The following is a 25,993-nucleotide window of genomic DNA, read 5'->3' as shown; positions in this document are numbered from 1 at the left end:
TGAACTGTTACTCCCATGCTTTTTCTAAATGAGTCGCTAAACGTGACAAGGGATAGCAAATAATGAAATACAAAATAAAGATCAAACCATAGATCCACAGCGAGGCATTCGGGACGATTAAGAGTGAATTTTCAATAATTTGTTGCCCGACTTTAATCACTTCCACCACACAAATCAGCACTGCCAAAGAACTGGTTTTGACCATCCTTGTGAATAAATTAATCGCACCTGGTGTGACACGTTTTAGGCTTTGCGGGAAAATAACGTAAACCAACGTTTGAACTGGACTTAGCCCCAATGCATAGGCTGAATCACGCTGATGTTTGTCGATGGAAGTAATCGCTGCACGAACAAGGTCACCCATTTCCGCAGTACCCCACAAAACAAAAACCACGATACACACCAATACTGCTGAAAGTTGCCAGTTAAACCAAGTGGCAAATCCAAAATAGAAAACAAATAGAAAAACCAAAATTGGAATGATACGAATCACTTCCAAATACAGTCGGCAAATACTTTTGATCAGAAGATTTTTTGAAGTCATGATGACACCGAAAATCGTGCCAAAAATTGCTGAGAAAAAGACTGAAATAAAGGCGATTTTCGCAGTTACCCAAAGCCCGAAAAAAAGTCTTTGTAAATAATCAGCTTGAAATAAATAATCAAATTCCATGACTCACCTTCCGACTGCGGTATTCCAAATAACTGGTGAGAATGGAGACAGGCAATAAAATAATCAGGTAGGACAGAACCAATAAAAACAAGGCTTCTGTGGTTTTATAGTCCATACCAATCAGGTCTTTAGTTAGGAATAGCAATTCGACTACAGCAATTGCGCTCACCACTGAACTTTCTTTGATTAGAAATAGACAATTCGCACCGATGGCAGGAATTGAAACCGCCAAAGCTTGAGGGAAGATGACATATTGAAAAACTTGTAAGGGATTCAATCCAATACTTTCACCTGAGTCAATTTGCCCTTTTGCAACAGCTTGTAAGCCTGCTCGAAAAGCTTCTGCCATATAACTTCCACCTAAGAAAGTTAAACCAATGACACCACAGCTAAATCCATCGATTTTAATGCCGAGTTTTGGCAGTCCGTAATAGAGAAAAAACAGTTGGATCAATAAAGGCGTATTACGTGATAGTTCAATATAAAATTTAGCAATTTTATCGAATACACGAACATGATAAGTGATCAAAATACTGCAAATTAAACCCACGATAATTGCAAGTAAAATGCTAATGAGCGAGATTTTTAATGTGGTCAAAGTTGCTGAAACAAACTGAGGCATCACACTGTAGATATATTGCCAATTCAAAAAAAGTCATCCAAGTTATGTTATTTTCATCGTGCTGATCAACAACTGATGTTTTAAACATCTTACTTTTTTTAACTTTTATTAAAAAATATCTTTATGACATAAGTATTTCTAAAAAAATGAAGAATAAAATGGTCAAAAATAAAAACGTAGAAATACAAAATATAAAATCACGGTATAAAATTTTATTCATTTTGATTTTAAGGACATGCTAAATTTGTATTTTTTGATTTAACTTATTTAATAAATTATTATTTTGATAAAATCACAGACACAAAAAAACCGCAACATGTGCGGTTAATTGTCAATTTTACATCTGTCGATGTTCAAGTTGGTGCGCTCAGAGAGATTCGAACTCCCGACCCCTTAGTTCGTAGCCAAGTGCTCTATCCAGCTGAGCTATGAGCGCGTACCTGATTGCCTAAAAAGGCTTCGTTACTTTTGAGAATACTTATTTAAATTGGTGCGCTCAGAGAGATTCGAACTCCCGACCCCTTAGTTCGTAGCCAAGTGCTCTATCCAGCTGAGCTATGAGCGCATCATAAGTATTCGTTGGCGGTGAGAGAGGGATTCGAACCCTCGATACAGTTACCCGTATGCATCCTTAGCAGGGATGTGGTTTCAGCCACTCACCCATCTCACCGTAACGAGCCGCCATAATACAAACTAAAACCTAATTCAGCAAGTGATCTGCTTAAAAAAATTATATTTTTTTGCTCGATTACATATTTTTTAAACAATTTCCCTTATTTTGTTGTTTTTTTACTCAAAAAATAAAAACTAAAATCAAAAAAATCTGATCTTTTCCTGCAAACTGAAATTTAAAACACATTATTGCAATCAATTACGTGCAGTCTGCCACTGTATGTTTTATGCTAATCCTATCTTCTGACTAGAAACCAAATACATGATGAAAAATTGGGTCGATCCTGAAGCAAAAGCTGAAGCCGAACGTTATGAAAATCCTATCCCAAGTCGTACACTGATCTTAGAAATCATTGAACAAAAAAAAGAAGCCCTGTCACATGCTGACTTAGTCGAGTTATTTGAAATTGCTGATCAAAAAAGTATAGATGCGCTCAGCCATCGTTTAAGTGCGATGGTTCGAGATGGGCAATTGATGAAAGATGGTTTTAAATATCAGCTCATGGCAGATCAACCGATTTTAGATGCCACAGTTTACATCAATGCCAAAGGTCTAGGGGTCGCAAGCCTAGATGGTAAAAAAGATGAGCTTTTACTACCTGAGCGTGAGTTACGCCAAGTTTTTCATGGTGACCGCGTCAAAGTACAACAAACCTCCGTTGACCGTAAAGGTAAAGCTTGGGGCTATATTACTGAAATTACGCAACGCCGCGTCAAGCAACTGATTGGTAAAGTGGCTGAGTTTGAAGGTGAATATTTCATTCAACCTGCTAATCCAAACGCGCATCAACCGATTACACTAGAAAAAGAACTGATTGAACACGCCAAAGCCAAAGTTGGTGATGCGTTACGCGTAGAAATTGATGACTACCCAACACGTGATGAATTTGCAACAGGTCATGTGATTCAGTCGATGGCAGATAAAGCCGATACTGAAATTATTATTCCACAAACGATTTTAGAATATGGCTTGCCATATGAATTTCCAGAAGAAGTCGTTAAAGAAGCTGAAAGTTTCAAAGAACCAACAGCCAAAGATCGAGCAGGACGCATTGACTTACGTGATTTGCCTTTAGTCACCATTGATGGTGAAGATGCCCGTGACTTTGATGATGCAGTCTATGCTGAAAAACGTCCGGGTGGTGGCTATCGTGTTGTGGTTGCGATTGCCGATGTCAGCCACTATGTACGTACAGGCAAACCTTTGGATGATGAAGCACAGGAACGTGGTACTTCGGTTTATTTCCCACACTTTGTGTTGCCAATGTTGCCTGAAGCCCTTTCTAATGGTTTATGTTCACTCAATCCAGATGTAGACCGTCTATGTATGGTCTGCGATCTGAATTTGAGCCGTGCAGGTCGTGTGACTAAATTTGAGTTTTATCCATCAGTGATGCACTCTCAGGCACGTTTAACCTATACACAAGTTGCACAATATATAGATGGTGACAGCAAAGCTGTTCCTGAAAATCGTGATGTGCATAAGTCATTAAACACGCTCTATCAACTGTACGAAACCCTGAAAGGTTTACGTGCAGAACGTCATGCAATGGAATTTGAAACTGTTGAAACCTATATGACTTTTGATGAGTTGGGTGGTATTAAAGAGATTCTGCCTCGTTCACGCAATGTGGCACATAAACTGATTGAAGAATGCATGTTGCTTGCCAACGTGGCAGCCGCTGAATATTGTTTAAAAAATGATATTCCGATGCTCTATCGTGTACATGAAGCGCCTGAGTTTTCACGCATTCAAAAAGTAAAAGACTTTGTAAAATTGTTGGGCTTACCGTTCCCAGATCAGCCGACTCAGGCAGATTATCAAAAAGTCATTGAAGCAACCAAAGACCGTATTGATGCGCCAAGCATTCATGCAGTGTTATTACGCTCAATGATGCAAGCGTATTATGGTGCAAAAAATGTCGGGCACTATGGCTTAGCTTATGATGCCTATACGCACTTCACTTCACCAATTCGTCGTTATCCTGACTTGTTGTTACACCGTGCAATCAAAGCGCATTTGGCACAAAAACCTTCACCGTTATCTGGTGGTGCGTTAGATGAAGCAGGTGAACATTTCTCTGCGACTGAACGTCGTGCTGATGAAGCTTCTCGTTCTGTCACCTCATGGCTGAAATGTCACTATATGCAGCAGCATTTAGGTGAAGAATTTGTGGGTGTGATCAGTGCAACGGCTGAGTTTGGCTTATTTGTAACACTCAAAGATTTGTATGTTGATGGCATGGTGCATGTCAGCCATTTAGGTGATGACTATTTTGTCTTTGATCAAGCCAGCCAAACTTTAGTTGGACAAAATCGTGGTCAAGTCTTTGGTTTGGGCGATGAAGTAAAAATCAAAGTTGCAGGTGTAAATCTGGAAGAGCGCAAAATTGACTTTGAATTGTTACAACAATTGTCACATGCAGGGCGTGTCATTCGCAGTCGTGCGCCACGTGTTGCCAAAGCAACTGCAAAAGAAGAAGTTTTTTCTGATCGTCCAGCCAAAGTTAAATCTAGCTCGGACACGTCGAATGCTAATGATGATGGAGAACGTCCCATTCGAAAGAAAAAACCCAAAGGAAAACCTAGCTCTTACAGCAAAAAGCCTACTAAAAATACTGCAACGAAGCCTGATCAAAAGGCTAAAGATAAAGTAAAAAAGAAAGCTAAGCTTAAAAAGAAAAAGTCTAATGCTAAGGCAAAAGATGAATGACTTTTTAAAACCTTAGTTTTAAATCAGAATGAGAGCGCTTCGGCGCTCTTTTTTATATCAAAATTTTAAATCTCGATTTTTAAATTACTATATTTTCGAAGAAATTGAACTAAATAATTCAAGTCTTCAATAGAGTAAAAGTTTTGTTCTGAACTTTTAAAATTCTTCCATGTTATTTGTAAAGGATAATAAACTGGTCTTAACCCTTCGTCTTCCAAGCAATCCCGTAAGGGAGTAATACTTCGCCCCATATAACCAAAGACACCACATACTTCTTCACCAATAGAGCAATAAAGATCACGCTCTGAATGTATATAATTTCCATCTAAAATAATTTGGCTTACTGGAGGCATCCTTTTATTTACCTCCTGATTAAAATTAACTTTATATGCAACATCCAACCAACATTCCTTTTCAAACTCATTCAAGTTAAACCAATGCTTTGGTGGTATTTTATTTTCAAGATAAAATTTTAAAAATTCTTTATTTTTCATAAAAATATCCACTCTTTCTATTAATGACTCCTGATAAGATTCATTATCTTCATAATCAATAAAATCATAAATAATCAAATCAGAATCGGTATAGTTAAACTCATAATAAAGACCTAATTCATCAGAAATTTTTTTATCTTTAATATGTAGTTCTGACTTTAAGTACAGGTTTAAATTTTTCGATTTCTTATTTCTTTTTAAAATATTCAGATCATCCATTTCCGCTAAAAAATTATTATTTATACAGTTTTTGAAAACAATATGATTGGAATACACTTCAAAAATCGACACATCAAAAGAATATATTCGTTTTTCTTCTGACTCTCGATCAGAATCAAAACTTTTTATTTCTAAAAAAAGTTTTTCTTGGAGCATTTAATAAACTCGCTTATGTTTATAACAATTCAATCTTGTATTAAAGGCATAAAAAGAGATTAAACAAGTATTAATTTCGTGATTCCACCTTGATTTCCCCTGCCAAAAGCCCTACATCTAGTTATAACTCAGCAATATTTTGGCATACAAGACATGACATTAGAAAAGGCAACTTTGCCTGTACCCCAATTCGATCAAATTACTTTAGATCAACTAAAACAAAATATCGAAAACGCTATTCAAAATGGGCAAAACTTTTTAAATGAACTTCAGCAAGTTCCTGAAAATTTACAGCAACAACTACAATTATTGGAACAAATTGATACGCTTGAAAATAATTTGAGCGAATCATGGGGCATTTTATCGCATCTTAATGCCGTGATGAACAACGCTGAAACTCGCGATGTCTATCAACTACTCTTACCTAGTTTAAGTGAATACTCGACTCAAATGGGGCAGCATGTTCCTCTATTCCAGACTTATCAAAATATTCATGACAATGCGATTTTTACTGACTTGCCTGTAGCGCAACAAAGTGCTATTAAACTTGCTCTGCGAGACTTTAAACTTTCAGGCGTTGCCTTGGAAGGCGAAGCGAAAAAACGCTATGCAGAAATTTCAGCACGACTTTCACAACTGTCATCTGACTTTTCCAATCATGTGCTAGATTCAACTCAAGCCTATCACAAGCCATTAAACGAAGAACAACTCAAAGGCTTACCACAAAGCAGTGTTGAATTATTGAAGCAACATGGTCAGCAACGTGAACTAAATCAGCCTGTTGCGACTTTGGATTTTCCATCGTACTTGGCAATTATGACCTATGCCGAAGATCGCACGCTACGTGAAGAACTCTATCATGCTTATGTCACCCGTGCTTCTGATCAGGCACAAGATACTCAATATGACAATGCACCGATTATGGTCGAAATCTTAAGCTTGCGTCAGGAAATGGCAAAGCTTTTAGGTTTTGATCATTATGCAGAATATTCATTGGCTTCAAAAATGGCACCCGATGTTGCCACCGTCAATCAATTCCTTGTCGATTTGGCTGAACATGCACGTACACCTGCCCTACAAGAAATTGAAGAACTCAAAGCTATTGCCAAGCAAGATGGTATTGATGAACTGAAACCGTGGGACAGCACTTATTATTCAGAAAAACTCAAAGTTCAACAATTCAATCTATCTCAGGAAGACTTAAAACCCTATTTTCCTGCACCTAAAGTCATTCAAGGTTTATTCAGTATCGTCAATCGTTTATATGGTATTCAGGTGATTGAGCGTGAAGCCCCACTTTGGCATAGCGATGCTCGTTATTATGAACTGGAAGATCAAGGCACTGTGATTGGCGGCTTCTACTTCGACCTATATGCACGCAATGGCAAACGTGGTGGTGCTTGGATGAGTGGTTTCCGCTCACGTATGCAAACTGAAAATGGTCTACAAAAACCAATTTGCTATATGGTTGGAAACTTTACGCCTCCTGTTGGCAATCAGCCTGCACTGTTAACCCATGATGAAGTGATTACCCTGTTCCATGAATTTGGACATGGTTTACATCACATGCTGACTGAAGTTGATAATATCTCTGTAGCAGGGACTCATGGCGTGGCATGGGATGCCGTCGAGCTACCAAGTCAATTTATGGAATTCTGGGCTTGGGATACTGAAAGTCTAGCGCTGATCAGTGAGCACATTGAAACCAAAGCATCTTTGCCAAATGACTTACTTAAAGCATTACTTGATGCTCGTTTCTTCCAGTCAGGTATGCAAACGCTACGTCAAATCGAATTTTCCTTGTTCGACTTAAGCATTCACAAACTAACACCAGCATTAAATGCTGAACAAATCCAAGCAACTTTAGATGATATTCGCCAAAAATATGCTGTTTTAGCGACAACACCTTATAACCGCTTCCAAAATGGTTTTAGTCATATTTTTGCAGGTGGCTATGCAGCAGGCTATTATTCTTATAAATGGGCGGAAGTATTAGCCAGTGATGCCTTTGATCGTTTTGAAAATGAAGGCGTTTTCAATACTCAAACAGGTGCAGAATTTAGACAGACGATTTTGGCAGTCGGTGGAAAAGATACTGCTCTTGATGCATTTATCAATTTCCGTGGGCGCGAGCCTAAAATTGATGCATTGTTACGTCATCAAGGTTGGACGAATGCCTCTAAAAACGCTTAAACTACGCATGTAAAATTAATTATGTGGTGAGTATATGAATATTAGACGTCGTTTCATTGCGGGTGCTAAATGTCCAAGATGTGAGGCGATGGATCGAATCGTCATGCTCACCACTGACGATGCTGAATGGATTGAATGTATCGAGTGTGATTATTCTGAAAATCGCCCTACTCATGTGGACGAGCCTGAAGAACCAGCTACACCTGATGAAATTGGGGTCATTCAATTTAAGCCTCGTCCAGCAAAATAAATTGGATAAAACATGCAATTAGATACAAGAAATAATTCTAAATTAATGTGGTTTATTGCTGGGGGATTGATTGTTATTGTTGCTTTGGCTGCTGCGTTATTTTGGCTCAGTTCAAGCAAGGAACAAGCGACCGCTCAAAAGCCTTTAGAACAAAAACCAACGCCAGTTACAGCACCACCTGTGGCTCAACCTTTAGAACAGTCCGCATCTTCGACAGCAACAGAACAACAACTGGTGCATGAGTCTATTTTACAAGAGCCTGTTTCTGAAAATGAAAGCTTGGCTAAAGAAGAAGTTGCAAAACTGGATGATATTGAAAAGCAATTAAACGATCAAAAACAATCGCTAGAATCACAACACGCTGATGCAGATCAATTAATCAAACTAAAAGAAGAACAATTGAAACTTTTAGAACAGCAACTCGCAGCGCAAAAACAGTCTTAATGTTTAAACAATAACATCGCCCAATCATGATTGGGCGATGTTTTCATTCATTTGAAATTTCTCAAAATATCATCTCATATCTACTCAATATCTATATTTGATCTATAGTTCTGACCGAATGCATCCCTGATCAATATCAATCATGTATGAGGTCAATACAAAAATTTATAAGCTCGCAGAATAATTTAGTTTTTCACTTATTCAGCTGATGAATAACTGATGTTACGCAGTAACATATAAATTTTAAATAAAGAAAAAGCGCCCGAAGGCGCTTCTTTTATTTACATGATTACATTATTTATTGGCGTACCAATCAAACATATTGAGTAGATATGGTACAAAGGTTACGAGCACTAAGGACGTAAATAGTACGACGATTGGTAAAATCCAACGCTCATAGCGATAGTAGAAACTTGTATATTTCTCTTTCGCCTCTGCATCGGCGGCGGCGACTTCTTCATCACCGACCGAGAGCCTCGTTAAGAGATGATTAAGTGCTACTGGTGGAGCAACATAGCCAAATTCAAAAGCAACCAATACAATCATCCAGAAGTGAATTGGATGAATTCCATTTTCATAAGCCACTGGTGCAATCGTTGCAGCAACCAAAATTACCGCACCAAATGGGTCTGTTGTCATACCAATTAATGCAAGTAAAATTGCAAGGAATGCTAAAGAAAGCATAATACTGCCTAGATGTGTAGGCACCATTGTCACAATTTCGCTACGCTCAATCAAACCACCCATACTTGCTGAAAGTGCCATTAGGATAATCAAAGCACCGATATGCCCAACACTCTCAGAAGATGCAAACCAAATTGATTTTCCAAAACCACGCTTTTGCTCAGCATCTGTATTATGCGTACGTAAATACTCTGAGTTTTTAGCATGTTCTTGTGCTAAAGCACTATTAAATGCTGGAACAGGTACACGATCGCCCATGTACTTATCAAATAAAATATATGCCAACAACATAATTGGAAGAATTACTGGTGCAGTAAACTCGTCCATTTGTGTATCTAAACCGTAGCTATAGAACCCTACAACCAACGCGGTAATGATGACATAAGGAATCACTGGCACTAAAGCTTTCATCATGCCAGGTACAGCAACTTTCGGTGAATTAATACGGAATTTATCTTCAGCAAGGTATAAAGAAACCCCAAGGAAAATAAACGCAGTTAACCAGAAAACATAAATACCATGATCAAATAACTCGTCAGATGTAACATGACGACTATCTAGCATTGAAATCAAAATCACCAATAAACATGGACGTAATACAACACCTAGTGAACCAGACATTGCCGAAACAGCCAAAGCATACTGACGACGAGCACCAGAATTCCACACTTCACGATAAATAATCGCACCTGCAGCAACAACGAAAATCCCCGATGCACCTGTATATGCAGTTGGAATTGCAGCAGCGATTAAGATAATCCAAGTCAGAGTTTCAGGTGCAAGATTCCATGGACGTAAAATGGCAAGGAATACATCCATAATTCTGGTTTGGGTTAACAACATACCTGCCCAGATAAACAATGCTAAGTTTAGGAAAATTCCAGAAAACTCAACCAATTGACCAAGATAAATACCTTGCCCCATTGGATAGTCCATAAAGAAGGTAAATGCAATTCCTGTTAAAATCGCCATAAACGCATATAAAGGAATACTAATCAGAGAAAGTCCGATATTTCCGCCGTCTTTGGCTGTTTTAGGAATAAAAAACAGTTGATACAAGCTAATTAACGTCAAACTCACAAAGAGAATAATCCACAACCAATATCCCCAGATTGTTTCATAAGTTGACTCTACACCTGAGTTAATAACAGATTGATACTGACTCCAGACTGAGTAAGACAACAAGCCATTACCCAAGATCATTGCAAGAGAATACACTCTAAAGTCAAGTTTCGTTGTAGGTGGACGTAAGCTAATATGATGCATTTTTAGCGATGCTGTAATCGCAGAAATCACCACCATAAGTAATAAAATTAAGACACGGTTTTCAGTTCCAACCTTAAATAGCCAGAAAAATCCCGTTTCCATGGTACGATAAGTACGTGCAGATGGATGTTTTTCCAAATGTGTCATCGACTTATCATAAAAAGCAAATTTTTCCTCACATTCTGTTTGTGCAGCCATAAAAGACTGACGAACATCAGCTTCAGGCGTTACCCCAAAGAAGCTTGCATCAGGATCACTTGCTTCAGCTTTCATGCGTTCTTGCACTAAAGCATCAATATTAGGATGACGATCACATGTTGGTTTTGTTGGTTCAGCCCTTAAAAAGGAATATTGCATTCCAATTTTTTCATCACCATATAAACGCTCACCAATACGTAGCATCTGCCCATGAATCATTTCCCCTGTACCAATCACGAGTGTTAACAAGAGAAGGAGTAGGACTAAAAAAGTTGAAATCCATTCTGTCCATATGTAACTAATCAGTCCTAAGCCTGATTTTTTTTCTGCACTATCATTCATGATAATTCCATTTTTATCTATAATCTTACAAATCTTTCATAAGACTGATATTTTTATAAGCTATGAGTTGCTCAAAAGCCCTCATTTCCTATTTTTATTTCCACTTCCAAATCTGCATGCTTTTTCAATTGAAAAGAATGGCAGCGTTACATTTTTTTTCACGCATTTTTGTCAAGTATAAAGCGACAAAAGTGCATTCTTTTATTCAGTCTATCAGCATTCATAAACATTTTTAAAATAAAAAACAATACTTTAAACTTAATAATCTATAGAAATATTTTTTATTTTTTACTTTAGAATAATTCCTCACTTGTCTTACAAAATGATGAGCATTTCAAATTCTTTTTTTTAATCTTTAATTTGATTTGTTTCAACTATTTGTTGATATCCTAAATAAATTACTGCACATATTGCTCCCCAAAAAGCACCTACTAAATGCGCTTCTACCAAAACAGGACTCCCAATAAGCTGTGCTGTACCTATTTGCCCAAAAGTATTTTCCCATGCTAATTTTGCCATAATTAGAAATAATACCAATAAAGCAAAATTACGCTCTTTACGAAATTTAAGATAAAAAAAGGCGGCTGCAACATACAACCCATGCAAAATTCCTGATAAACCCGCATAAGCTTCAATATTGGGATATAAATAATAAAAAGTTAAGCTACATAATGGTGCTAAAACAAGTAAAAGTACAATAATAAATCTATTTTGGATATGAGGGAAAATAAAAGGAAAACAGGCAAATGCGATAATATTAAGTAAAAAATGAATCCAACCCACATGCACCCAATGTGCTGTCCACCAACGCCAAATTTCACTAAAAAATGAATAACGCCAATAAATAAATTGTGCCTGAAAAATTTGCAAACAAGCAGAGATACAAATACAACTTGCAATTAAAGTAATCCGTTTCTTCCATTGTAAATCGTTCATATTGCATTACCCTTAAAACAAACAAGAAAAGCCGAAGCTTTTCTTGATAATAAATAAAAAATTGAAAAGGATGTGTTCACTTTTTGATATTTAAGGTGCAGCCTCAGTCGTTGGTGTTTCTGTTGGAGCAGCAGTTGTATCTGTTGCTGGAGGAGTATCTCCACCTTCAGCAGGATCACCAATCCCCTCAAATAACTCATCATCTCCTGTTGCGCCTTTATCATCCCAAAAGGTGGTCATGCCATCATCAGCAGCACGGACACCTGTATTTTCAGTCCAATAACGGTCAGCAATGGCTTGTACCATTTGCCCTGCCATTGCATCAATGAGTCTAAATTCAGGATTAACAGGCTTATCTTCTTCTCTTGAGGCAGCATAAGTTCGCAATGCTTCACGGATACGAGCATCATCACCACTTGCTTGTGCCGAAACAGCATATAAAGCATGTGCTAAGCGTACACCCTTTTGCTCACCAATTTGCATAGACTGTTTCATGGTAACGTATGGGTCGGGTTTACCCTCATCTGCACCTGGCAATAATGTCCAAATGACAGCACGTGTCGCCATTGGCGCACCCCAGAATTTATTATTATCCAAACATGCCATGCCACGCTCAACAATCGCTGCAATATCCTTAGGGACATTGGCAGCACCGCCTGAGTTGATATCATTGGTCATCGCTTGCAAACCACTGAGCATGCCCAAAAGATAGATGGTTTGGTCTAAATCTTTTTTCATCGTTGGGCAAGAGTCACCCAACGTATATTTATATTTGGCTTGCCAACGTTCTGCAAACAACTGATAACCTGTGTATTGACGCTGTGCAGCTAATGCCGCCCAACGTTTTTGTTCTACACGTGCATCTTGTGCTTCAGAAACTTTGCCATCCTTAGAAGCACGTAAATAACGTAATTCTGCATCTAAAGCACGATTTTCAGCACACATTCCTGCTGCTGAATACAGTAATACAGCCATACGAGTTGGATCTGCACCCATATCTTTCGTTGCCATAATTGCTGGTGTTAATGCATTACCTGTCTGGCAAGCCATATCAGCATCGCCACCTGCTAAAATAGGAGGAACAATATGTTTTTCACTAAAACCTAAAGCAACGTTTGCACCTGACTTAACCACATAGGAACAGCCAGATAAAACAGATGAGGCAACAACAGCAGTCACCATAAGTTGACCCAATTTTTGGACTCTAGACATACTTCCTGTCCTCTATATAATTGTGTTTATGTCCTTTTTGTTTAAAATATCAGATGCGTTACCTGAATAAAAGAGTAATTGCTCTAATTTTAATGATTTAATGTGCCATATTTTTAGATAAAATGGATTGACCGTATAATACATAAAGTCAAATTTTAGGCAAAAAAAAGTAGCATTGCGACGGTTCAGCACATGCTACTTATTAAACGGTAAACTCTCAGGAGAGTTTATTAGTTTTGAGTTTTCTTTTCTCAATCTGTTCCCTCAGCACGGTTCCTAGTCTTCCTACCACAATCGCAAGAACAATTGCGACCACTAGAAACAACCATTGTTGAACTTCAGTCATAATGAAATCCTTCGCTTGCTGTTGGTAGGTTTAATTTACATGCAAAAGTGAAAATCTATGGATATAATTGTCCTACAATTTCTCTTTTTAAGTTTTTTGTGTGATTTTAGTCTAACAATACTTTCAAATATCAATGAATATAAAATAAACAATTGATACAAAAATAAATTTCAAATCTATATTATTAAAAAATGTCTAACAATCAATCTAACTTAGCGCGAGTTTTTAACATTTTCCAGCTTTTAACACTCATTTGATCTTGCCAAAGTACCAAATTTTTTGGCTTATTTTGTTTTAGCGTCGTTTTATAATAAACCACAATATAAAAAATATGATCGACCATTTTTATTATTTCAACTTGCTCAATATCTTGATTTTTATAAAATTTAATTGACCAAATTTGCTTATCTAATTGTTCAAATTGCTCAACATAAGGACGCCGATTAAAAACAAATAATGAACAGCCTAACGTAATCAGACACAACAACCACAACCATAAAGACAAAGCTTGATAAAGCAATATCGTAATAATTAACCCACAAAAAAACTGAAACACTTGCCGATATTGGCTAGGTTTCAGCTTAAAACACGTATAGTTAGTTAAATTAACCGTGGACATAATGTTTTAATTTAGAAATTAATTGTCTTAATTCAGGCTTAGGTGGCTCTGAAACCTCCATAAACCAATCTAATAAGTCAGGATCTTCTTGATCGACCAGCTCTTTAAATAATGTCTTTTCAGTTTGATCTGCTTGTAAATAATATTGTTTCACGTATGGATCAAAATAAACATCGATTTCTTTTAGACCACGACGCGCACGATAAATCACTTTACGTTCTTCTAAAGTTAATTCCTCAAACATGAATTTCCCCGAAAATGACAGATTCTCTTAGTTTACCTTATTCCATAAAAAATACTTGCGTATTTCTAGAGATTGACCAAATTCATCATTTATTTGGTTCAAATGAGCATTCATCTCATTGAGATCAAACGAATGTTCACTTAATTTATAAATATTAAACAATGATTTGGAATAAAAATATGCAATCAGGTGCGATTCGACCATTAGCAAATATGCTACCTCGTAATTTATTTAATGCTGAACATGAAGCTTTTCGTGAAACTGTACGTAAATTTTATGCAAAAGAAGTCGTTCCAAATACTGAAAAATATGAAAAACAACAACATGTAGATCGTGATTTATGGAACAAAGCAGGTGAAATGGGCTTACTTTGTGCCACCATGCCAGAAGAATATGGTGGCTATGGTGTAGATCGCCTATACAGCATGATTTTGATTGAAGAACAAGCTTATGCAATGGATTCAGCAACAGGCTTTTCATTACATTCTGATATCGTTGCAAACTACATCAATAATTTTGGCAATGAAGAACAAAAGAAAAAATGGCTACCTCAAATGGCATCTGGTGAAACAGTCACAGCTATTGCAATGACTGAGCCTGGTACAGGTTCAGATTTACAAGCTGTACGAACCACTGCTGTACTTGATGGCGATGAATATATTATTAATGGTTCAAAAATCTTTATTACCAATGGCTATTTATGCGATATGGCTGTGGTTGTGTGTAAAACAGGAAATTCAGAAAAAGGCTCTGCAAACCTTTCTTTAATTATTGTTGAAGCAGATCGTGCAGGTTTTACCAAAGGTAAACCTTTGAACAAAATCGGGATGAAAGGTCAAGATACTTGTGAATTATTCTTTGAGGATGTCCGTGTTCCTAAAGAAAACCTACTTGGTGCAGAAGGTATGGGCTTTTTCATGCTGATGAAAGAGTTAGCTTGGGAACGTATGCTTGTTGCAATTATTTGCCAAGCAGGTGCTGAAGCGGCTTTCGCTCATACCGTTCAATATACAAAAGATCGTAAAGCATTTGGTAAATCAATCAGTTCTTTCCAAAATACACGCTTTAAACTTGCTGAATTACGTACGGAGATTGACTTCTGTCGTGCATATTTAGATCGCTGTATGGAACTACAACTTGAAGAAAAATTAGGTATTGATGCTGCTGCTGCCGCAAAATATAAAATTTCAGACATGTTCTCAAAAGTTGTGGATGAATGTGTTCAATTACATGGTGGCTATGGCTATATGCTTGAATACCCGATTGCACGTGCATATATCGACAACCGTGCAAATCGTATTTATGCAGGTACCAATGAAATTATGAAAGAACTTATTTCTCGTACCTTATAATTTTATATTAAACACGAAAAAATGGAGCATCTATTGCTCCATTTTTCATTTAATTATGAGTAAGATTTTTGCATTTATTTTTGAAACAAAGAAAGTATTTAAAAAATTAATTCAATTTTATTTTTCCCATTAAAAAAAGGAGCTTATGCTCCTTTTTCGTTTCTTAATTCAATCAAGAAACTAATTTAGGCTTTTTTGCAGCTTGTGCTTCACGTTTATGAAATTTTAATACGCCATCTTCAAACTTCGCATTTTTAAGCTCTTTACGATCTGCTAAATAGTTATGAGTCGCCATCCAAGGTGCTTTAGTGCCTTGTTTTGGTAATTGATCAGCCGCACGTGCAATATAGCCAGAGCTCATCTCACCCATTACCGTTTCTTCCAATATCGCCGAATGATCAGTTGGTGCAATCACTTCGTCATAGCCTTTTTTATCCATGAAATTAAACAAACGACACAGATAATCAGCAACAACATCAACCTTTAATGTCCAAGAGGCATTCACATAACCAATCACTAAAGCCATATTTGGCACATCACTCACCATCACACCGTGATAAAGCATGTGTTCACTGGTTTTCAATGATTTATGATCGACTGTCGCTTTAATGCCACCCATAATTTGAATTTCTAGACCTGTTGCAGAAACAATAATATCTGCATCTAAATGTTGACCCGATTTTAATTGAATACCATTTTCAGTAATTTTTTCAATATGATCCGTTTCAACACTCGCCTTGCCTGTACGTAAAATTTTAAATAAATCACCGTCTGGCACCACACATAAACGCTGATCCCAAGGGTTATATGTTGGCGTAAAGTGTTTCATGTCCACTTTACCTTTTAATTGCATTTCAATAGATTTTAAAAGCAATTTACGTACAAGTTTTGGTTGTTTTTTGGATAAGGCAAAAATACCACGTTGCATACCAATATTACGTGCACGTGTAAATTTGTAAGCCAAATCTTCTGACATAAATTTACGTGTTTTTTCATATACAAAATCAATCGATGGAATGGAAGCAATATACGTCGGTGAGCGTTGTAACATGGTCACATGCCCTGCCCCACCTTTTGCCATTGCAGGCACTAAGGTAATTGCTGTTGCACCACTACCAATAATTACCACTTTTTTACCCGTATAATCTAAATTTTCAGGCCAAAATTGTGGATTGATGAATTGACCTTTGAAGTTTTCTTTACCTGGATAATCAGGTTGATAACCTTGATCATAATTATAATATCCTGTGCAACCAACAACAAAATTGGCAATCCATGTCTGCACATTTTTCTGTGCATCCTCAATCTGTACCTGCCATTTTTTAGTCGCAGAATCATAGTTCGCTGTAAGGACACGATGATTAAAATGAATTTTTTCTTTTAATTTATATTCATCAACCACTTCGCCAATATAGCCTTTAATAGAAGCACCATCTGCCAAAACATTAGCTTTTTGCCATGGTTTGAAGTTAAAACCAAAGGTCGACATATCTGAATCTGAACGGATACCAGGATACTTAAATAAATCCCATGTACCGCCAAAACTTTCACGACGCTCAATGATTTCAAATGAACGTTGCGGTGAATTTTTAGATAAATGAGCTGCAATACCAATACCAGAGATACCAGCACCTACAATAAGAATATCAACTTGCTTTTCCATGTTCTTTTTATAACCTTTTAATCAGTACATTTTTATTAAAGCACAAATTTGACAATACGCAATGTCAAGTTTAAATATTTCCGACAAATTTTATGTCAGTAGAGGACAAATTTATAAATTGTTAGACAATACGCAATAAAAAAGGTCGGTAAAATACCGACCTTTTTGAACAACCGATGTTCTATGGCATGAGTAAACTTAGTTTACTTCACGATCCACAAGCTCTACATAAGCCATCGGTGCAGCATCACCTGCACGGAAACCAGCTTTAAGAACACGTAGATAACCGCCGTTACGTTCTTTGTAACGAGGGCCAAGAACGGTAAATAATTTACCAACTGTTGCTGCTGAACGAGTACGAGCAAACGCTAAACGACGGTTTGCAACTGTATCGTTTTTAGCTAAAGTGATTAAAGGCTCAGCAACACGACGTAATTCTTTCGCTTTAGGAACAGTAGTTTTAATTAACTCATGTTCAAACAAAGAATTAGCCATGTTTTGGAACATCGCTTTACGATGACTGCTTGTACGGCCTAATTTCACACCACTATTACGATGACGCATGGTGATAGTCCTACTTAATTAACGGCTACGATAGGCAAAACGATCGTCCATACGTAAACTAGCTGGTGGCCAGTTTTCTAAACGCATGCCGAGTTGTAAGCCTTTTGAAGCCAGAACATCTTTGATTTCAGTAAGCGATTTTTTACCTAAGTTAGGAGTTTTTAACAACTCAACTTCAGTACGCTGTACTAAATCACCGATGTAGTAAATATTTTCTGCTTTCAAACAGTTAGCAGAACGAACAGTAAGCTCTAGATCATCTACTGGACGAAGCAAGATTGGGTCAACTTCTTCACGAGGCTCTTGAGCAACAGGTGCTTGATCTTTCTGAAGATCAACAAAAATTGCAATTTGTTGTTGCAAGATTGTTGCCGCTTTACGGATTGCTTCTTCAGGATCTACAGTACCATTAGTCTCAAGATCAATGACCAATTTATCAAGGTCAGTACGTTGTTCTACACGCGCATTTTCAACGGTATAAGACACACGTTTAATTGGACTATAAGAAGCATCTAACTGTAAACGTCCTACTGGGCGAGTTTCGCCTTCAGGAAAACGTGAGTCAGAAGTCTCATAACCACGACCTTGTGAAACTTTCAGGCGCATTTTTAAATTGCCTGATGCACTTAACGTGCCGATCAAGTGTTCAGGGTTAACCACTTCAACATTATGAGGTAAACGAAGGTCAGCAGCAGTAATATCGCCAGGACCTTGTTTTTCTAATGTTAAATATGCTTCGTTTTGATCGAACAGCTTAATAGACAATCCTTTTAGGTTCAGCAAGAGCTCGACGATGTCCTGCTGCAAGCCTTCTAAAGTACTGTACTCGTGCTCAACACCTTCTATTTCAACTTCAACCACAGCAGCGCCAGGTAAAGAAGACAGTAGGATGCGACGTAAAGCATTACCAAGAGTATGACCAAAGCCACGCTCTAATGGTTCCAGAATCACTTTTGCCGAGGTCCCGCTTGCCGCTTCGACCTTGATCGCTTGCGGAGTAAGAAACTCGTTTGCAGTACGCGTCATTATTGCTACCTCAAGGATTATTTAGAATACAATTCTACAATCAAGCTTTCGTTGATTTCAGCAGGTAAATCAGAACGATCTGGTGCAGCTTTAAATGTACCTTCAAGTTTTGAATGATCGATATCAATCCAAGAAGAAGTACCACGTTGAGCAGCTAATTCAATTGCGTTTTTGATACGTAATTGTTGTTTAGCGCTTTCGTGAACTGCGATCACGTCACCCGCTTTAACTTGGATAGACGCGATATTAACACGACGACCATTTAAAGTGATTGAACGGTGAGATACAAGCTGACGAGCTTCTGCACGTGTAGAACCAAAACCCATACGATAAACAACGTTATCGAGGCGGCTTTCAAGCAGTTTCAACAAGTTTTCACCAGTTGCACCCTTAACACGAGCAGCTTCTTTATAGTAGTTACTAAATTGACGCTCTAACACACCGTACATACGACGTACTTTTTGTTTTTCACGTAATTGTAGTGAATACTCTGATTGTTTACCACCACGAGCCCCGCCATGTTGACCAGGCGCTTTAGCAGCTTTTTTAGTTTTGACGTCAAAAGGTTTAACGCCAGATTTTAATTGCAGGTCTGTCCCTTCGCGGCGAGAGAGTTTGCATTTTGGACCAATATAACGAGCCATGAATGTTTCTCCTTACACGCGACGTTTTTTAGGTGGACGGCAACCGTTGTGCGGAATCGGAGTCACATCGGTAATGCTGTTAATTTTATAACCCACTGCACCTAATGCACGAACCGCAGATTCACGACCTGGACCAGGACCTTTAACAAGGACATCCAAGTTTTTCAAACCGTAATCCAAAGCAGCTTTACCAGCAACTTCAGCAGCTACCTGAGCAGCAAACGGTGTTGATTTACGTGATCCACGGAAGCCTTGTCCACCTGAAGTAGCCCAAGCCAATGCATTACCTTGACGATCAGTAATCGTAACAATGGTGTTATTAAAAGAAGCGTGAATGTGTGCAACACCTTCAGAGACGGTACGAGTGACCTTCTTGCGTGTGCGAGTATCTTTAGCCATCTTTTAGCTTCCAGAAATCTTATTTCTTAATAGGTTTGCGCGGACCTTTACGGGTACGTGCGTTAGTTTTGGTGCGTTGTCCGCGAACAGGCAAGCTGCGACGATGACGAAGACCGCGGTAGCAGCCTAAATCCATTAAACGTTTAATGTTCATGGAAATTTCGCGACGTAAGTCACCTTCGGTTGGAACCTTAGCAACTTCAGCACGAATCGCATCAAGCTGAGCATCATCTAATTCACGAATTTTAGTGGTAGTAGCAATACCAGCTGCAGCTAAGATGTTCTTAGCAGTGTGGCGACCAATACCAAAAATGTACGTGAGAGAGATAACAGCATGCTTGTTATCCGGAATGTTTACACCGGCAATACGAGCCATTCAAATTTCTCCAAAAAGGCAGTAGAGATAATCAACCGCCCCACAAAAATCTTGAGGGGCGGATAATAACCTAATTAGCCTACTGAAATCAACAGGTCTTAATTAAATTAACCTTGACGCTGCTTATGACGAGGTTCAGCGCTACAAATTACGCGAATAACCCCATTACGACGGATAACTTTACAGCTACCACAAATTTTCTTTACAGAAGCTTGTACTTTCATGATGAAACCTCTAAGTGCGCTATCCCTTAGGATGAGCAGTCGTTTTTCTCATTAACGTTTGATTATCATATTGACGTGAAGTGAGATGAGCTTGCAGCTGAGCCATAAAGTCCATCACAACAACAACTACGATTAACAATGATGTACCACCTAAGTGGAATGGAATACCAAATGAACTTTGCAGAATCATTGGCATCAAACAAATCACTGTAATATAAATCGCACCAATAAATGTCAAACGATTAAGAATATGATCTAAGTAACGAGCAGTTTGCTCCCCTGGGCGAATACCAGGTACATAAGCTCCGCTGCGTTTCAAGTTTTCTGATACTTCTTTAGGACTAAAAACTAAAGCCGTGTAGAAATAACAGAAAAAGATAATTAACGCACCAAAGAGCACCAAATACAAAGGTTGTCCAGGTGACAATACGAGTGCCAAATCTTGAAGACTACGTTTTACAATTCCTGCATTTGGATCAGCACTACCTAACCATTGACCTAAGCTCGCAGGGAACAACAATAACGAACTTGCGAAAATTGCTGGAATTACCCCTGCCATATTAATTTTCAATGGCAAATGTGTTTGCTGTGCAGTGAATACACGTCGACCTTGCTGCTTTTGAGCATAGTTAACAGGTATACGGCGTTGTGCTTTTTCAATAAATACAATGGCTGCTAAAACTGCAACTGAAAGTAATCCAAATACAGCCAAACCGATTAAACTCGATTGACCATTATCTACCGAAGTAAAAGCTTGAATTACCAAGTTAGGTAAACCTGCAACAATACCTGCGAAGATAATCATCGAGATACCATTACCAATACCACGTTCAGTAATTTGTTCACCTAGCCACATTAAGAACATTGTTCCTGCAACAAGTGAGGTCAAGGCTGGAATATAAAATGCAAGTCCTGATGTCAAAGTAATTCCTTGACTAATAAGACCTGCACACATTCCAATACCTTGCACAAATGCAAGTAACAGTGTGCCATAACGCGTATATTGATTAATCTTACGCTTACCCTGCTCGCCTTCTTTCTTCAATGCTTCCAGCGAAGGAACAACCGTTGACATTAACTGCACAATAATAGATGCAGAAATATACGGCATGATCCCTAACGCAAGAATTGACATTCGTTCTAATGCCCCGCCTGAGAACATATTAAACAAACCTAAGAATGTACCTTCATTAGCTTTGAAAAAACGTTCTAAAGCGACATTATCAATACCTGGTAGAGGAATATGTGCTCCTAGTCGAAAGACAACCAATGCGCCAATCAAGAACATTAATCGACGAATAACTTCACGATATTTCACATGAAAGGGCTGACCTTTCATCATATTCACATGACCTGAAGAACTAGGAGACATAGTCACTCGCGATTACTCCTCGACTTTACCGCCAGCAGCTTCTACAGCAGCTTTAGCGCCTTTAGTCAAAGCAACACCTTGTACAGTGAACGCACGAGTAATTTCACCAGAAAGAACGATACGAGCACGTAACATATCTTTACGTACAACATTCGCAGCTTTCAAAGTTTCAAGTGAAACAATATCACCTTCAACTTTAGCAAGCTCAGATAAACGTACTTCAGCAGTTTTCAAAGCCAATTGGCTAGTGAAACCGAATTTAGGTAAACGACGATATAACGCTGTTTGACCACCTTCAAAACCTGGACGAACGCCACCACTTTTACGTGATTTTTGACCTTTGACACCACGGCCGCCAGTCTTACCAACGCCAGAACCGATACCACGGCCTAAACGGCGGTTTTCACGTTTTGCACCTTCAGCAGGCGCAAGCTCATTTAAACGCAGAGTCATGGCTTATTCCTCTACACTAACCATATAGTAGACTTTGTTGATCATACCACGGTTAGAAGGAGTATCTACCACTTCTACTGTATGACCAATACGACGCAGACCTAAACCTTGTAGGCAAAGTTTGTGATTTTTCAAACGATGCGAAGAAGATTTAGTCTGGGTAACTTTAATCGTTTTCATGATTGATTACCCTAAAATTTGTTCTACTGAAAGACCACGTTTCGCAGCAACTTTCTCTGGAGAAGTCATATCACGCAAACCATTAAAAGTTGCGTTTACAACGTTAGCAGCATTAGTAGAACCATAACATTTAGTCAATACGTTACGTACACCAGCAGCTTCAAGAACCGCACGCATTGAACCACCAGCGATTACGCCAGTACCTTCTGATGCAGGTTGCATGAATACACGGCTAGCGCCATGACGTGCATTAACTGTATGTTGTAAAGTACCATCAACAAGATCAACAGTGATCATGTTGCGACGTGCAGCTTCTAGTGCTTTAGAAATAGCAGCAGGAACTTCACGTGCTTTACCACGACCAAAACCTACACGACCATTACCATCACCAACCACAGTTAATGCTGTGAAAGAGAAGATACGACCGCCTTTAACAACTTTGGCTACACGATCAACGGCAACCAGCTTTTCAACAAGACCTTCGTTTTGTTCAACTTTAGCCATGATTAGAACTCCAAGCCGTTTTCACGAGCAGCATCAGCCAAGGCTTTGATACGACCATGATATTTAAAACCAGAACGGTCAAATGCTACTTTAGTAACACCAGCAGCTTTCGCGCGCTCTGCGATTAAAGCACCTACTTTAGTAGCTGAATCTACATTACCTGTAGAACCACTACGTAAAGATGCATCCAAAGTAGAAGCTTGTGCTAATACTTTGCCACCATCTGCTGAAATAACTTGCGCATAGATGTGACGCGGCGTGCGGTTTACACACAAACGAGTCGCACCCAATGCACGGATGTGCAAGCGTGTGCTTTTCGCACGACGCAAACGGGATTGTTTCTTTTCGTTCATAAGAACCTCGCGCCTTATTTCTTCTTAGCTTCTTTACGAAGAACAACTTCGTCAGAATAACGAACACCTTTACCTTTATACGGCTCTGGCGGACGGTAACCACGGATATCTGCAGCCACTTGACCTAAAGCTGCTTTATCAGCAGATTTAAGAATAATTTCAGTTGCAGTTGGAGTTTCAGCAGTTACACCTTCTGGAAGGTTGTAGTCGATTGGGTGTGAAAAACCAAGGTTAAGGTTAACAACATTACCTTTAACCGCAGCTTTATAACCAACACCAATCAGTTGTAACTTGCGTTCGAAACCTTCGCTAACACCTTTTACAAGGTTGTTAAGAACAGCGCGAGCAGTACCAGCTTGCATCCAAGCGTCTTTCGACTCAGCTTTAGGAGCAATTTGAAGTTGACCTTCTTCCTGTTTTAGCTCGACCAGCGCATGCAGGTTGAAAGACAACGTACCTTTGCTGCCTTTCACTTCGACCTGCCGGCCGTTCTGAGTAACTGTTACACCATTAGGTACAGTTACTGGGGCTTTAGCCACACGAGACATGAGGAATCACCTATTAAGAAACAAAAGCAATAACTTCACCACCAACGCCCGCAGCACGTGCAGCGCGATCAGTCATGATGCCTTTGCTTGTAGAAACAATTGCAATACCTAAACCTTGCTTAACGCTAGGAAGTGCATCTTTACCGCGATATTGGCGTAGACCTGGACGGCTTACACGCTTCACAGTATCAATAACTGGTTTGCCTTCGAAATATTTTAAAGTAATAGTCAAAGTAGCTTTGCCTTCATTATCAGCAACTTCTACATTTGAAATATAACCTTCTTGTTGAAGTACGTTAGCAATCGCAACTTTCAACTTAGAATTTGGCATAGAAACGGTTTGTTTCTTTGCCATTTGTGCGTTACGAACACGTGTTAACATGTCGGCAACGGTATCTTGCATACTCATTATAGTCGCTCCTTACCAGCTTGCCTTAACAACGCCCGGTACATCACCTTGCATTACTGTATCACGTAATTTGTTACGGCTTAAACCGAACTTACGGAAGTAACCATGAGGACGACCAGTCAAACCACAACGGTTACGTAGACGTACTGGAGATGCATTACGTGGTAATGCTTGTAACTTCATCATCGCATCGAAACGTTCTTCATCAGAAGCATTTACGTTTGCAATCGTTGCTTTCAATTCAGCACGTTTTGCAGCGTATTTAGCAACTGTTGCTTCGCGTTTCAATTCGCGATTAATCATACCTTTCTTAGCCATATCGACCTCTTATTTGAACGGGAAGCCGAAACCACGCATAAGCGCACGGCCTTCGTCATCAGTACGGGCAGTCGTAGTAATGGTAATATCCATACCACGAATACGATCGATTTTATCAAAATCGATTTCAGGGAACATGATTTGTTCCTTGAGACCCATAGAGTAGTTACCACGACCATCAAATGATTTCGCAGAAAAACCGCGGAAGTCACGAATACGAGGGATCGCGATAGAGATCAAACGGTCTAAGAATTCGTACATTTGTTCGCCGCGTAAAGTTACTTTACAACCAATCGGCCAACCATCACGGATTTTAAAACCAGCGATTGATTTGCGAGCTAAAGTTAAAACTGGTTTTTGACCAGCAATAGCTTGCATATCAGATAAAGCGCCATCTAATAATTTCTTATCAGCAGCAGCATCACCAACACCCATGTTGATGGTGATTTTAGTGATGCGAGGAATCTCCATCACGTTTGCCAAGCCAAGTTCTTCTTTCAACTTAGCTTTGATTTCGTCGTTATAACGTGTTTTAAGTCTGGCCATAGCCTATTCAACCTATTACTTCGCTACCGCCACTGATTCACCATTTGACTTGTAAACGCGAGTTTTCACGCCTTCAGTCACTTGGTAACCAACACGGTCAGCCTTTTGGGTTGTAGCATTAAAAATTGCCACGTTTGAAATATGAAGCGAAGCTTCTTGTGTAACTACAGCGCCTTCAGCACCTGTTGCACGGTTCGGCTTTTGATGCTTCTTAACCAAGTTAAGGCCTTCAACCATAACGCGGTCATTCGAAACAGACAAAACAGTACCCTGTTTGCCTTTTTCTTTACCTGCGATCACAATAACTTGATCGCCTTTTCTAATCTTAGCCATGATTGCCTCTATTATAGAACTTCAGGAGCCAATGAAATGATTTTCATGAACTGTTCAGTACGAAGTTCACGAGTCACTGGTCCGAAAATACGAGTGGCAATCGGAGCCTTGTTGTTGTTCAAAATAACTGCAGCATTATCATCAAAACGGATCACAGAACCGTCTGGACGACGAATACCAAACTTAGTACGAACTACAACTGCATTCATCACGTCACCTTTTTTAACACGGCCACGTGGAATTGCTTCTTTAACAGTAACTTTAATAATGTCGCCTACAGAAGCATAACGACGATGTGAACCACCTAGTACTTTAATACATTGTACGCGGCGAGCACCACTGTTGTCTGCTACTTCTAGCATACTTTCGGTCTGAATCATTGCCCTACTCCAAAACCGAGCATCACCGGTCGAAATTTCGAAAGGCTCAAAGAGTACTCGAAATTC

32 protein-coding genes and 3 tRNA genes are annotated in these 25,993 nt (G+C 38.8%); 5 read left to right on the top strand and 30 right to left on the bottom strand.

Going from position 1 to position 25,993, the window contains the following annotated elements:
- Positions 1 to 7: 7 nt before the first annotated feature.
- From HX005_RS12255 to HX005_RS12235, 5 genes are all read right to left on the bottom strand, one after another.
- Positions 8 to 673: an amino acid ABC transporter permease gene (locus HX005_RS12255; protein ID WP_286377563.1), complete on the bottom strand. Its 666-nt coding sequence runs from the start codon at positions 671 to 673 to the stop codon at positions 8 to 10.
- Positions 663 to 1,322, bottom strand: coding sequence for an amino acid ABC transporter permease (locus HX005_RS12250; protein ID WP_286377562.1), 660 nt, complete (start codon positions 1,320 to 1,322; stop codon positions 663 to 665). The genes HX005_RS12255 and HX005_RS12250 overlap by 11 nt, the downstream gene beginning before the upstream one ends.
- Before the next feature lie 332 nt (positions 1,323 to 1,654).
- A tRNA-Arg gene (locus tag HX005_RS12245) sits at positions 1,655 to 1,731 on the bottom strand.
- A gap of 52 nt (positions 1,732 to 1,783) precedes the next feature.
- Positions 1,784 to 1,860, bottom strand: a tRNA-Arg gene (locus tag HX005_RS12240).
- Positions 1,861 to 1,875: 15 nt separating this feature from the next.
- Positions 1,876 to 1,965, bottom strand: a tRNA-Ser gene (locus tag HX005_RS12235).
- 264 nt (positions 1,966 to 2,229) lie between these two features.
- Here HX005_RS12235 and rnr point away from each other — a divergent pair.
- On the top strand, positions 2,230 to 4,680 hold the full coding sequence (gene rnr, locus HX005_RS12230; protein ID WP_286377561.1) for a ribonuclease R: 2,451 nt from the start codon (positions 2,230 to 2,232) through the stop codon (positions 4,678 to 4,680).
- Between the two features lie 65 nt (positions 4,681 to 4,745).
- Here the strand turns inward: rnr and HX005_RS12225 are convergent, their stop codons facing one another.
- Entirely contained in the window at positions 4,746 to 5,549 is an 804-nt protein-coding gene (locus HX005_RS12225; RefSeq protein WP_286377560.1) for a barstar family protein, read from the bottom strand.
- A 153-nt stretch (positions 5,550 to 5,702) separates the two neighbouring features.
- Here HX005_RS12225 and HX005_RS12220 point away from each other — a divergent pair, with 153 nt between their 5' ends.
- Genes HX005_RS12220 through HX005_RS12210 form a run of 3 tightly spaced genes read left to right on the top strand, consistent with a single transcriptional unit; the run spans position 5,703 to position 8,436 of the window.
- Complete coding sequence (locus tag HX005_RS12220) at positions 5,703 to 7,742, top strand: M3 family metallopeptidase (protein WP_286377559.1); 2,040 nt, start codon at positions 5,703 to 5,705, stop codon at positions 7,740 to 7,742.
- A 40-nt stretch (positions 7,743 to 7,782) separates the two neighbouring features.
- Positions 7,783 to 7,992 (top strand): YheV family putative zinc ribbon protein, encoded by a 210-nt coding sequence (locus HX005_RS12215; protein WP_171405094.1) that lies wholly within the window; start codon positions 7,783 to 7,785, stop codon positions 7,990 to 7,992.
- Between the two features lie 12 nt (positions 7,993 to 8,004).
- Positions 8,005 to 8,436 carry a hypothetical protein gene (locus tag HX005_RS12210; protein WP_286377558.1) on the top strand — a complete coding sequence of 144 codons (432 nt, stop codon included), beginning with the start codon at positions 8,005 to 8,007 and terminating at the stop codon, positions 8,434 to 8,436.
- 294 nt (positions 8,437 to 8,730) lie between these two features.
- Here HX005_RS12210 and HX005_RS12205 read toward each other — a convergent pair whose 3' ends face one another.
- From HX005_RS12205 to HX005_RS12180, 6 genes are all read right to left on the bottom strand, one after another.
- Positions 8,731 to 10,926, bottom strand: a complete 2,196-nt coding sequence (locus HX005_RS12205; protein WP_286377557.1) for a TRAP transporter large permease subunit — start codon at positions 10,924 to 10,926, stop codon at positions 8,731 to 8,733.
- Between the two features lie 348 nt (positions 10,927 to 11,274).
- Positions 11,275 to 11,862, bottom strand: coding sequence for a rhombosortase (gene rrtA, locus HX005_RS12200; RefSeq protein WP_286377556.1), 588 nt, complete (start codon positions 11,860 to 11,862; stop codon positions 11,275 to 11,277).
- A 90-nt stretch (positions 11,863 to 11,952) separates the two neighbouring features.
- Positions 11,953 to 13,074 carry a hypothetical protein gene (locus tag HX005_RS12195; protein WP_286377555.1) on the bottom strand — a complete coding sequence of 374 codons (1,122 nt, stop codon included), beginning with the start codon at positions 13,072 to 13,074 and terminating at the stop codon, positions 11,953 to 11,955.
- Between the two features lie 217 nt (positions 13,075 to 13,291).
- On the bottom strand, positions 13,292 to 13,420 hold the full coding sequence (locus HX005_RS12190; RefSeq protein ID WP_265935921.1) for a hypothetical protein: 129 nt from the start codon (positions 13,418 to 13,420) through the stop codon (positions 13,292 to 13,294).
- A gap of 202 nt (positions 13,421 to 13,622) precedes the next feature.
- The gene (locus HX005_RS12185; protein ID WP_286377554.1) at positions 13,623 to 14,039 is read right to left on the bottom strand and encodes a protein YgfX; all 417 of its coding nucleotides are present in this window, start codon (positions 14,037 to 14,039) and stop codon (positions 13,623 to 13,625) included.
- Positions 14,026 to 14,283 carry an FAD assembly factor SdhE gene (locus HX005_RS12180; protein ID WP_107007591.1) on the bottom strand — a complete coding sequence of 86 codons (258 nt, stop codon included), beginning with the start codon at positions 14,281 to 14,283 and terminating at the stop codon, positions 14,026 to 14,028. The genes HX005_RS12185 and HX005_RS12180 overlap by 14 nt, the downstream gene beginning before the upstream one ends.
- Positions 14,284 to 14,462: 179 nt before the next feature.
- Between HX005_RS12180 and HX005_RS12175 the strand changes: the two genes are divergently transcribed.
- Positions 14,463 to 15,635 carry an acyl-CoA dehydrogenase family protein gene (locus tag HX005_RS12175; RefSeq protein WP_286377553.1) on the top strand — a complete coding sequence of 391 codons (1,173 nt, stop codon included), beginning with the start codon at positions 14,463 to 14,465 and terminating at the stop codon, positions 15,633 to 15,635.
- Between the two features lie 172 nt (positions 15,636 to 15,807).
- On the opposite strand, the gene HX005_RS12170 is transcribed toward HX005_RS12175, so the two are convergent.
- The 18 genes from HX005_RS12170 to rplN form a co-directional block, all read right to left on the bottom strand.
- On the bottom strand, positions 15,808 to 17,298 hold the full coding sequence (locus HX005_RS12170; protein WP_286377552.1) for a flavin-containing monooxygenase: 1,491 nt from the start codon (positions 17,296 to 17,298) through the stop codon (positions 15,808 to 15,810).
- A 198-nt stretch (positions 17,299 to 17,496) separates the two neighbouring features.
- Positions 17,497 to 17,862, bottom strand: coding sequence for a 50S ribosomal protein L17 (gene rplQ, locus HX005_RS12165; RefSeq protein ID WP_004281488.1), 366 nt, complete (start codon positions 17,860 to 17,862; stop codon positions 17,497 to 17,499).
- 18 nt (positions 17,863 to 17,880) lie between these two features.
- Positions 17,881 to 18,888 (bottom strand): DNA-directed RNA polymerase subunit alpha, encoded by a 1,008-nt coding sequence (locus HX005_RS12160; RefSeq protein WP_107007588.1) that lies wholly within the window; start codon positions 18,886 to 18,888, stop codon positions 17,881 to 17,883.
- 17 nt (positions 18,889 to 18,905) lie between these two features.
- Positions 18,906 to 19,532 carry a 30S ribosomal protein S4 gene (gene rpsD / locus HX005_RS12155; protein ID WP_107007587.1) on the bottom strand — a complete coding sequence of 209 codons (627 nt, stop codon included), beginning with the start codon at positions 19,530 to 19,532 and terminating at the stop codon, positions 18,906 to 18,908.
- A gap of 12 nt (positions 19,533 to 19,544) precedes the next feature.
- Entirely contained in the window at positions 19,545 to 19,931 is a 387-nt protein-coding gene (rpsK, locus tag HX005_RS12150) for a 30S ribosomal protein S11 (RefSeq protein ID WP_001040166.1), read from the bottom strand.
- Between the two features lie 19 nt (positions 19,932 to 19,950).
- Positions 19,951 to 20,307, bottom strand: coding sequence for a 30S ribosomal protein S13 (gene rpsM / locus HX005_RS12145; RefSeq protein ID WP_005012957.1), 357 nt, complete (start codon positions 20,305 to 20,307; stop codon positions 19,951 to 19,953).
- Between the two features lie 107 nt (positions 20,308 to 20,414).
- Positions 20,415 to 20,531: a 50S ribosomal protein L36 gene (rpmJ, locus tag HX005_RS12140; protein WP_000867907.1), complete on the bottom strand. Its 117-nt coding sequence runs from the start codon at positions 20,529 to 20,531 to the stop codon at positions 20,415 to 20,417.
- Between the two features lie 19 nt (positions 20,532 to 20,550).
- Positions 20,551 to 21,870, bottom strand: a complete 1,320-nt coding sequence (secY, locus tag HX005_RS12135; protein ID WP_286377592.1) for a preprotein translocase subunit SecY — start codon at positions 21,868 to 21,870, stop codon at positions 20,551 to 20,553.
- Positions 21,871 to 21,915: 45 nt separating this feature from the next.
- Positions 21,916 to 22,356: a 50S ribosomal protein L15 gene (gene rplO, locus HX005_RS12130; RefSeq protein ID WP_004869511.1), complete on the bottom strand. Its 441-nt coding sequence runs from the start codon at positions 22,354 to 22,356 to the stop codon at positions 21,916 to 21,918.
- A gap of 3 nt (positions 22,357 to 22,359) precedes the next feature.
- Positions 22,360 to 22,536, bottom strand: coding sequence for a 50S ribosomal protein L30 (rpmD, locus tag HX005_RS12125; RefSeq protein WP_004825182.1), 177 nt, complete (start codon positions 22,534 to 22,536; stop codon positions 22,360 to 22,362).
- A 6-nt stretch (positions 22,537 to 22,542) separates the two neighbouring features.
- Positions 22,543 to 23,040, bottom strand: a complete 498-nt coding sequence (rpsE, locus tag HX005_RS12120) for a 30S ribosomal protein S5 (RefSeq protein ID WP_107007585.1) — start codon at positions 23,038 to 23,040, stop codon at positions 22,543 to 22,545.
- 2 nt (positions 23,041 to 23,042) lie between these two features.
- Positions 23,043 to 23,393: a 50S ribosomal protein L18 gene (rplR, locus tag HX005_RS12115; protein ID WP_107007584.1), complete on the bottom strand. Its 351-nt coding sequence runs from the start codon at positions 23,391 to 23,393 to the stop codon at positions 23,043 to 23,045.
- 14 nt (positions 23,394 to 23,407) lie between these two features.
- Complete coding sequence (gene rplF / locus HX005_RS12110) at positions 23,408 to 23,941, bottom strand: 50S ribosomal protein L6 (protein ID WP_086195765.1); 534 nt, start codon at positions 23,939 to 23,941, stop codon at positions 23,408 to 23,410.
- Between the two features lie 13 nt (positions 23,942 to 23,954).
- Positions 23,955 to 24,350, bottom strand: a complete 396-nt coding sequence (gene rpsH, locus HX005_RS12105) for a 30S ribosomal protein S8 (RefSeq protein ID WP_107007583.1) — start codon at positions 24,348 to 24,350, stop codon at positions 23,955 to 23,957.
- A 12-nt stretch (positions 24,351 to 24,362) separates the two neighbouring features.
- A complete protein-coding gene (gene rpsN, locus HX005_RS12100; RefSeq protein WP_068973576.1) occupies positions 24,363 to 24,668 on the bottom strand; it encodes a 30S ribosomal protein S14 in 306 nt (101 codons plus the stop codon).
- 9 nt (positions 24,669 to 24,677) lie between these two features.
- Entirely contained in the window at positions 24,678 to 25,214 is a 537-nt protein-coding gene (gene rplE / locus HX005_RS12095) for a 50S ribosomal protein L5 (protein WP_107007582.1), read from the bottom strand.
- Between the two features lie 15 nt (positions 25,215 to 25,229).
- Positions 25,230 to 25,547 (bottom strand): 50S ribosomal protein L24, encoded by a 318-nt coding sequence (rplX, locus tag HX005_RS12090; protein ID WP_107007581.1) that lies wholly within the window; start codon positions 25,545 to 25,547, stop codon positions 25,230 to 25,232.
- Between the two features lie 11 nt (positions 25,548 to 25,558).
- The gene (gene rplN / locus HX005_RS12085; protein ID WP_107007580.1) at positions 25,559 to 25,927 is read right to left on the bottom strand and encodes a 50S ribosomal protein L14; all 369 of its coding nucleotides are present in this window, start codon (positions 25,925 to 25,927) and stop codon (positions 25,559 to 25,561) included.
- Positions 25,928 to 25,993 lie beyond the last annotated feature (66 nt).

Origin of the sequence: Acinetobacter sp. R933-2, from assembly GCF_030325485.1 — a bacterium.
In the GTDB taxonomy this organism is placed as follows: Bacteria; Pseudomonadota; Gammaproteobacteria; order Pseudomonadales; family Moraxellaceae; genus Acinetobacter; species Acinetobacter sichuanensis.
This window is presented reverse-complemented; position numbering and strand designations above follow the sequence as displayed.

Excerpts from the sequence above, each read along its gene's own strand:
- HX005_RS12255 (WP_286377563.1), bottom strand. The coding sequence starts at position 673 with ATGGAATTTGATTATTTATTTCAAGCTGATTATTTACAAAGACTTTTT.
- rplQ (WP_004281488.1), bottom strand. The coding sequence starts at position 17,862 with ATGCGTCATCGTAATAGTGGTGTGAAATTAGGCCGTACAAGCAGTCAT.
- HX005_RS12195 (WP_286377555.1), bottom strand. The coding sequence starts at position 13,074 with ATGTCTAGAGTCCAAAAATTGGGTCAACTTATGGTGACTGCTGTTGTT.
- rplF (WP_086195765.1), bottom strand. The coding sequence starts at position 23,941 with ATGTCTCGTGTGGCTAAAGCCCCAGTAACTGTACCTAATGGTGTAACA.
- HX005_RS12180 (WP_107007591.1), bottom strand. The coding sequence starts at position 14,283 with ATGTTTGAGGAATTAACTTTAGAAGAACGTAAAGTGATTTATCGTGCG.
- rnr (WP_286377561.1), top strand. The coding sequence starts at position 2,230 with ATGATGAAAAATTGGGTCGATCCTGAAGCAAAAGCTGAAGCCGAACGT.
- HX005_RS12205 (WP_286377557.1), bottom strand. The coding sequence starts at position 10,926 with ATGAATGATAGTGCAGAAAAAAAATCAGGCTTAGGACTGATTAGTTAC.
- rpsD (WP_107007587.1), bottom strand. The coding sequence starts at position 19,532 with ATGGCTCGTTATATTGGTCCAAAATGCAAACTCTCTCGCCGCGAAGGG.
- rpsM (WP_005012957.1), bottom strand. The coding sequence starts at position 20,307 with ATGGCTCGTATTGCCGGTGTAAACATTCCGGATAACAAGCATGCTGTT.
- HX005_RS12220 (WP_286377559.1), top strand. The coding sequence starts at position 5,703 with ATGACATTAGAAAAGGCAACTTTGCCTGTACCCCAATTCGATCAAATT.
- rrtA (WP_286377556.1), bottom strand. The coding sequence starts at position 11,862 with ATGAACGATTTACAATGGAAGAAACGGATTACTTTAATTGCAAGTTGT.
- HX005_RS12185 (WP_286377554.1), bottom strand. The coding sequence starts at position 14,039 with ATGTCCACGGTTAATTTAACTAACTATACGTGTTTTAAGCTGAAACCT.
- HX005_RS12160 (WP_107007588.1), bottom strand. The coding sequence starts at position 18,888 with ATGACGCGTACTGCAAACGAGTTTCTTACTCCGCAAGCGATCAAGGTC.
- rpsK (WP_001040166.1), bottom strand. The coding sequence starts at position 19,931 with ATGGCTAAAGATACTCGCACACGCAAGAAGGTCACTCGTACCGTCTCT.
- rplR (WP_107007584.1), bottom strand. The coding sequence starts at position 23,393 with ATGAACGAAAAGAAACAATCCCGTTTGCGTCGTGCGAAAAGCACACGC.
- rplO (WP_004869511.1), bottom strand. The coding sequence starts at position 22,356 with ATGACTCTGCGTTTAAATGAGCTTGCGCCTGCTGAAGGTGCAAAACGT.
- HX005_RS12210 (WP_286377558.1), top strand. The coding sequence starts at position 8,005 with ATGCAATTAGATACAAGAAATAATTCTAAATTAATGTGGTTTATTGCT.
- rpsE (WP_107007585.1), bottom strand. The coding sequence starts at position 23,040 with ATGGCTAAAGTTGAACAAAACGAAGGTCTTGTTGAAAAGCTGGTTGCC.
- rpsN (WP_068973576.1), bottom strand. The coding sequence starts at position 24,668 with ATGGCTAAGAAAGGTATGATTAATCGCGAATTGAAACGCGAAGCAACA.
- rpmD (WP_004825182.1), bottom strand. The coding sequence starts at position 22,536 with ATGAAAACGATTAAAGTTACCCAGACTAAATCTTCTTCGCATCGTTTG.
- rplN (WP_107007580.1), bottom strand. The coding sequence starts at position 25,927 with ATGATTCAGACCGAAAGTATGCTAGAAGTAGCAGACAACAGTGGTGCT.
- HX005_RS12190 (WP_265935921.1), bottom strand. The coding sequence starts at position 13,420 with ATGACTGAAGTTCAACAATGGTTGTTTCTAGTGGTCGCAATTGTTCTT.
- rplE (WP_107007582.1), bottom strand. The coding sequence starts at position 25,214 with ATGGCCAGACTTAAAACACGTTATAACGACGAAATCAAAGCTAAGTTG.
- HX005_RS12175 (WP_286377553.1), top strand. The coding sequence starts at position 14,463 with ATGCAATCAGGTGCGATTCGACCATTAGCAAATATGCTACCTCGTAAT.
- HX005_RS12170 (WP_286377552.1), bottom strand. The coding sequence starts at position 17,298 with ATGGAAAAGCAAGTTGATATTCTTATTGTAGGTGCTGGTATCTCTGGT.
- rpmJ (WP_000867907.1), bottom strand. The coding sequence starts at position 20,531 with ATGAAAGTACAAGCTTCTGTAAAGAAAATTTGTGGTAGCTGTAAAGTT.
- rplX (WP_107007581.1), bottom strand. The coding sequence starts at position 25,547 with ATGGCTAAGATTAGAAAAGGCGATCAAGTTATTGTGATCGCAGGTAAA.
- rpsH (WP_107007583.1), bottom strand. The coding sequence starts at position 24,350 with ATGAGTATGCAAGATACCGTTGCCGACATGTTAACACGTGTTCGTAAC.
- HX005_RS12225 (WP_286377560.1), bottom strand. The coding sequence starts at position 5,549 with ATGCTCCAAGAAAAACTTTTTTTAGAAATAAAAAGTTTTGATTCTGAT.
- secY (WP_286377592.1), bottom strand. The coding sequence starts at position 21,870 with ATGAAAGGTCAGCCCTTTCATGTGAAATATCGTGAAGTTATTCGTCGA.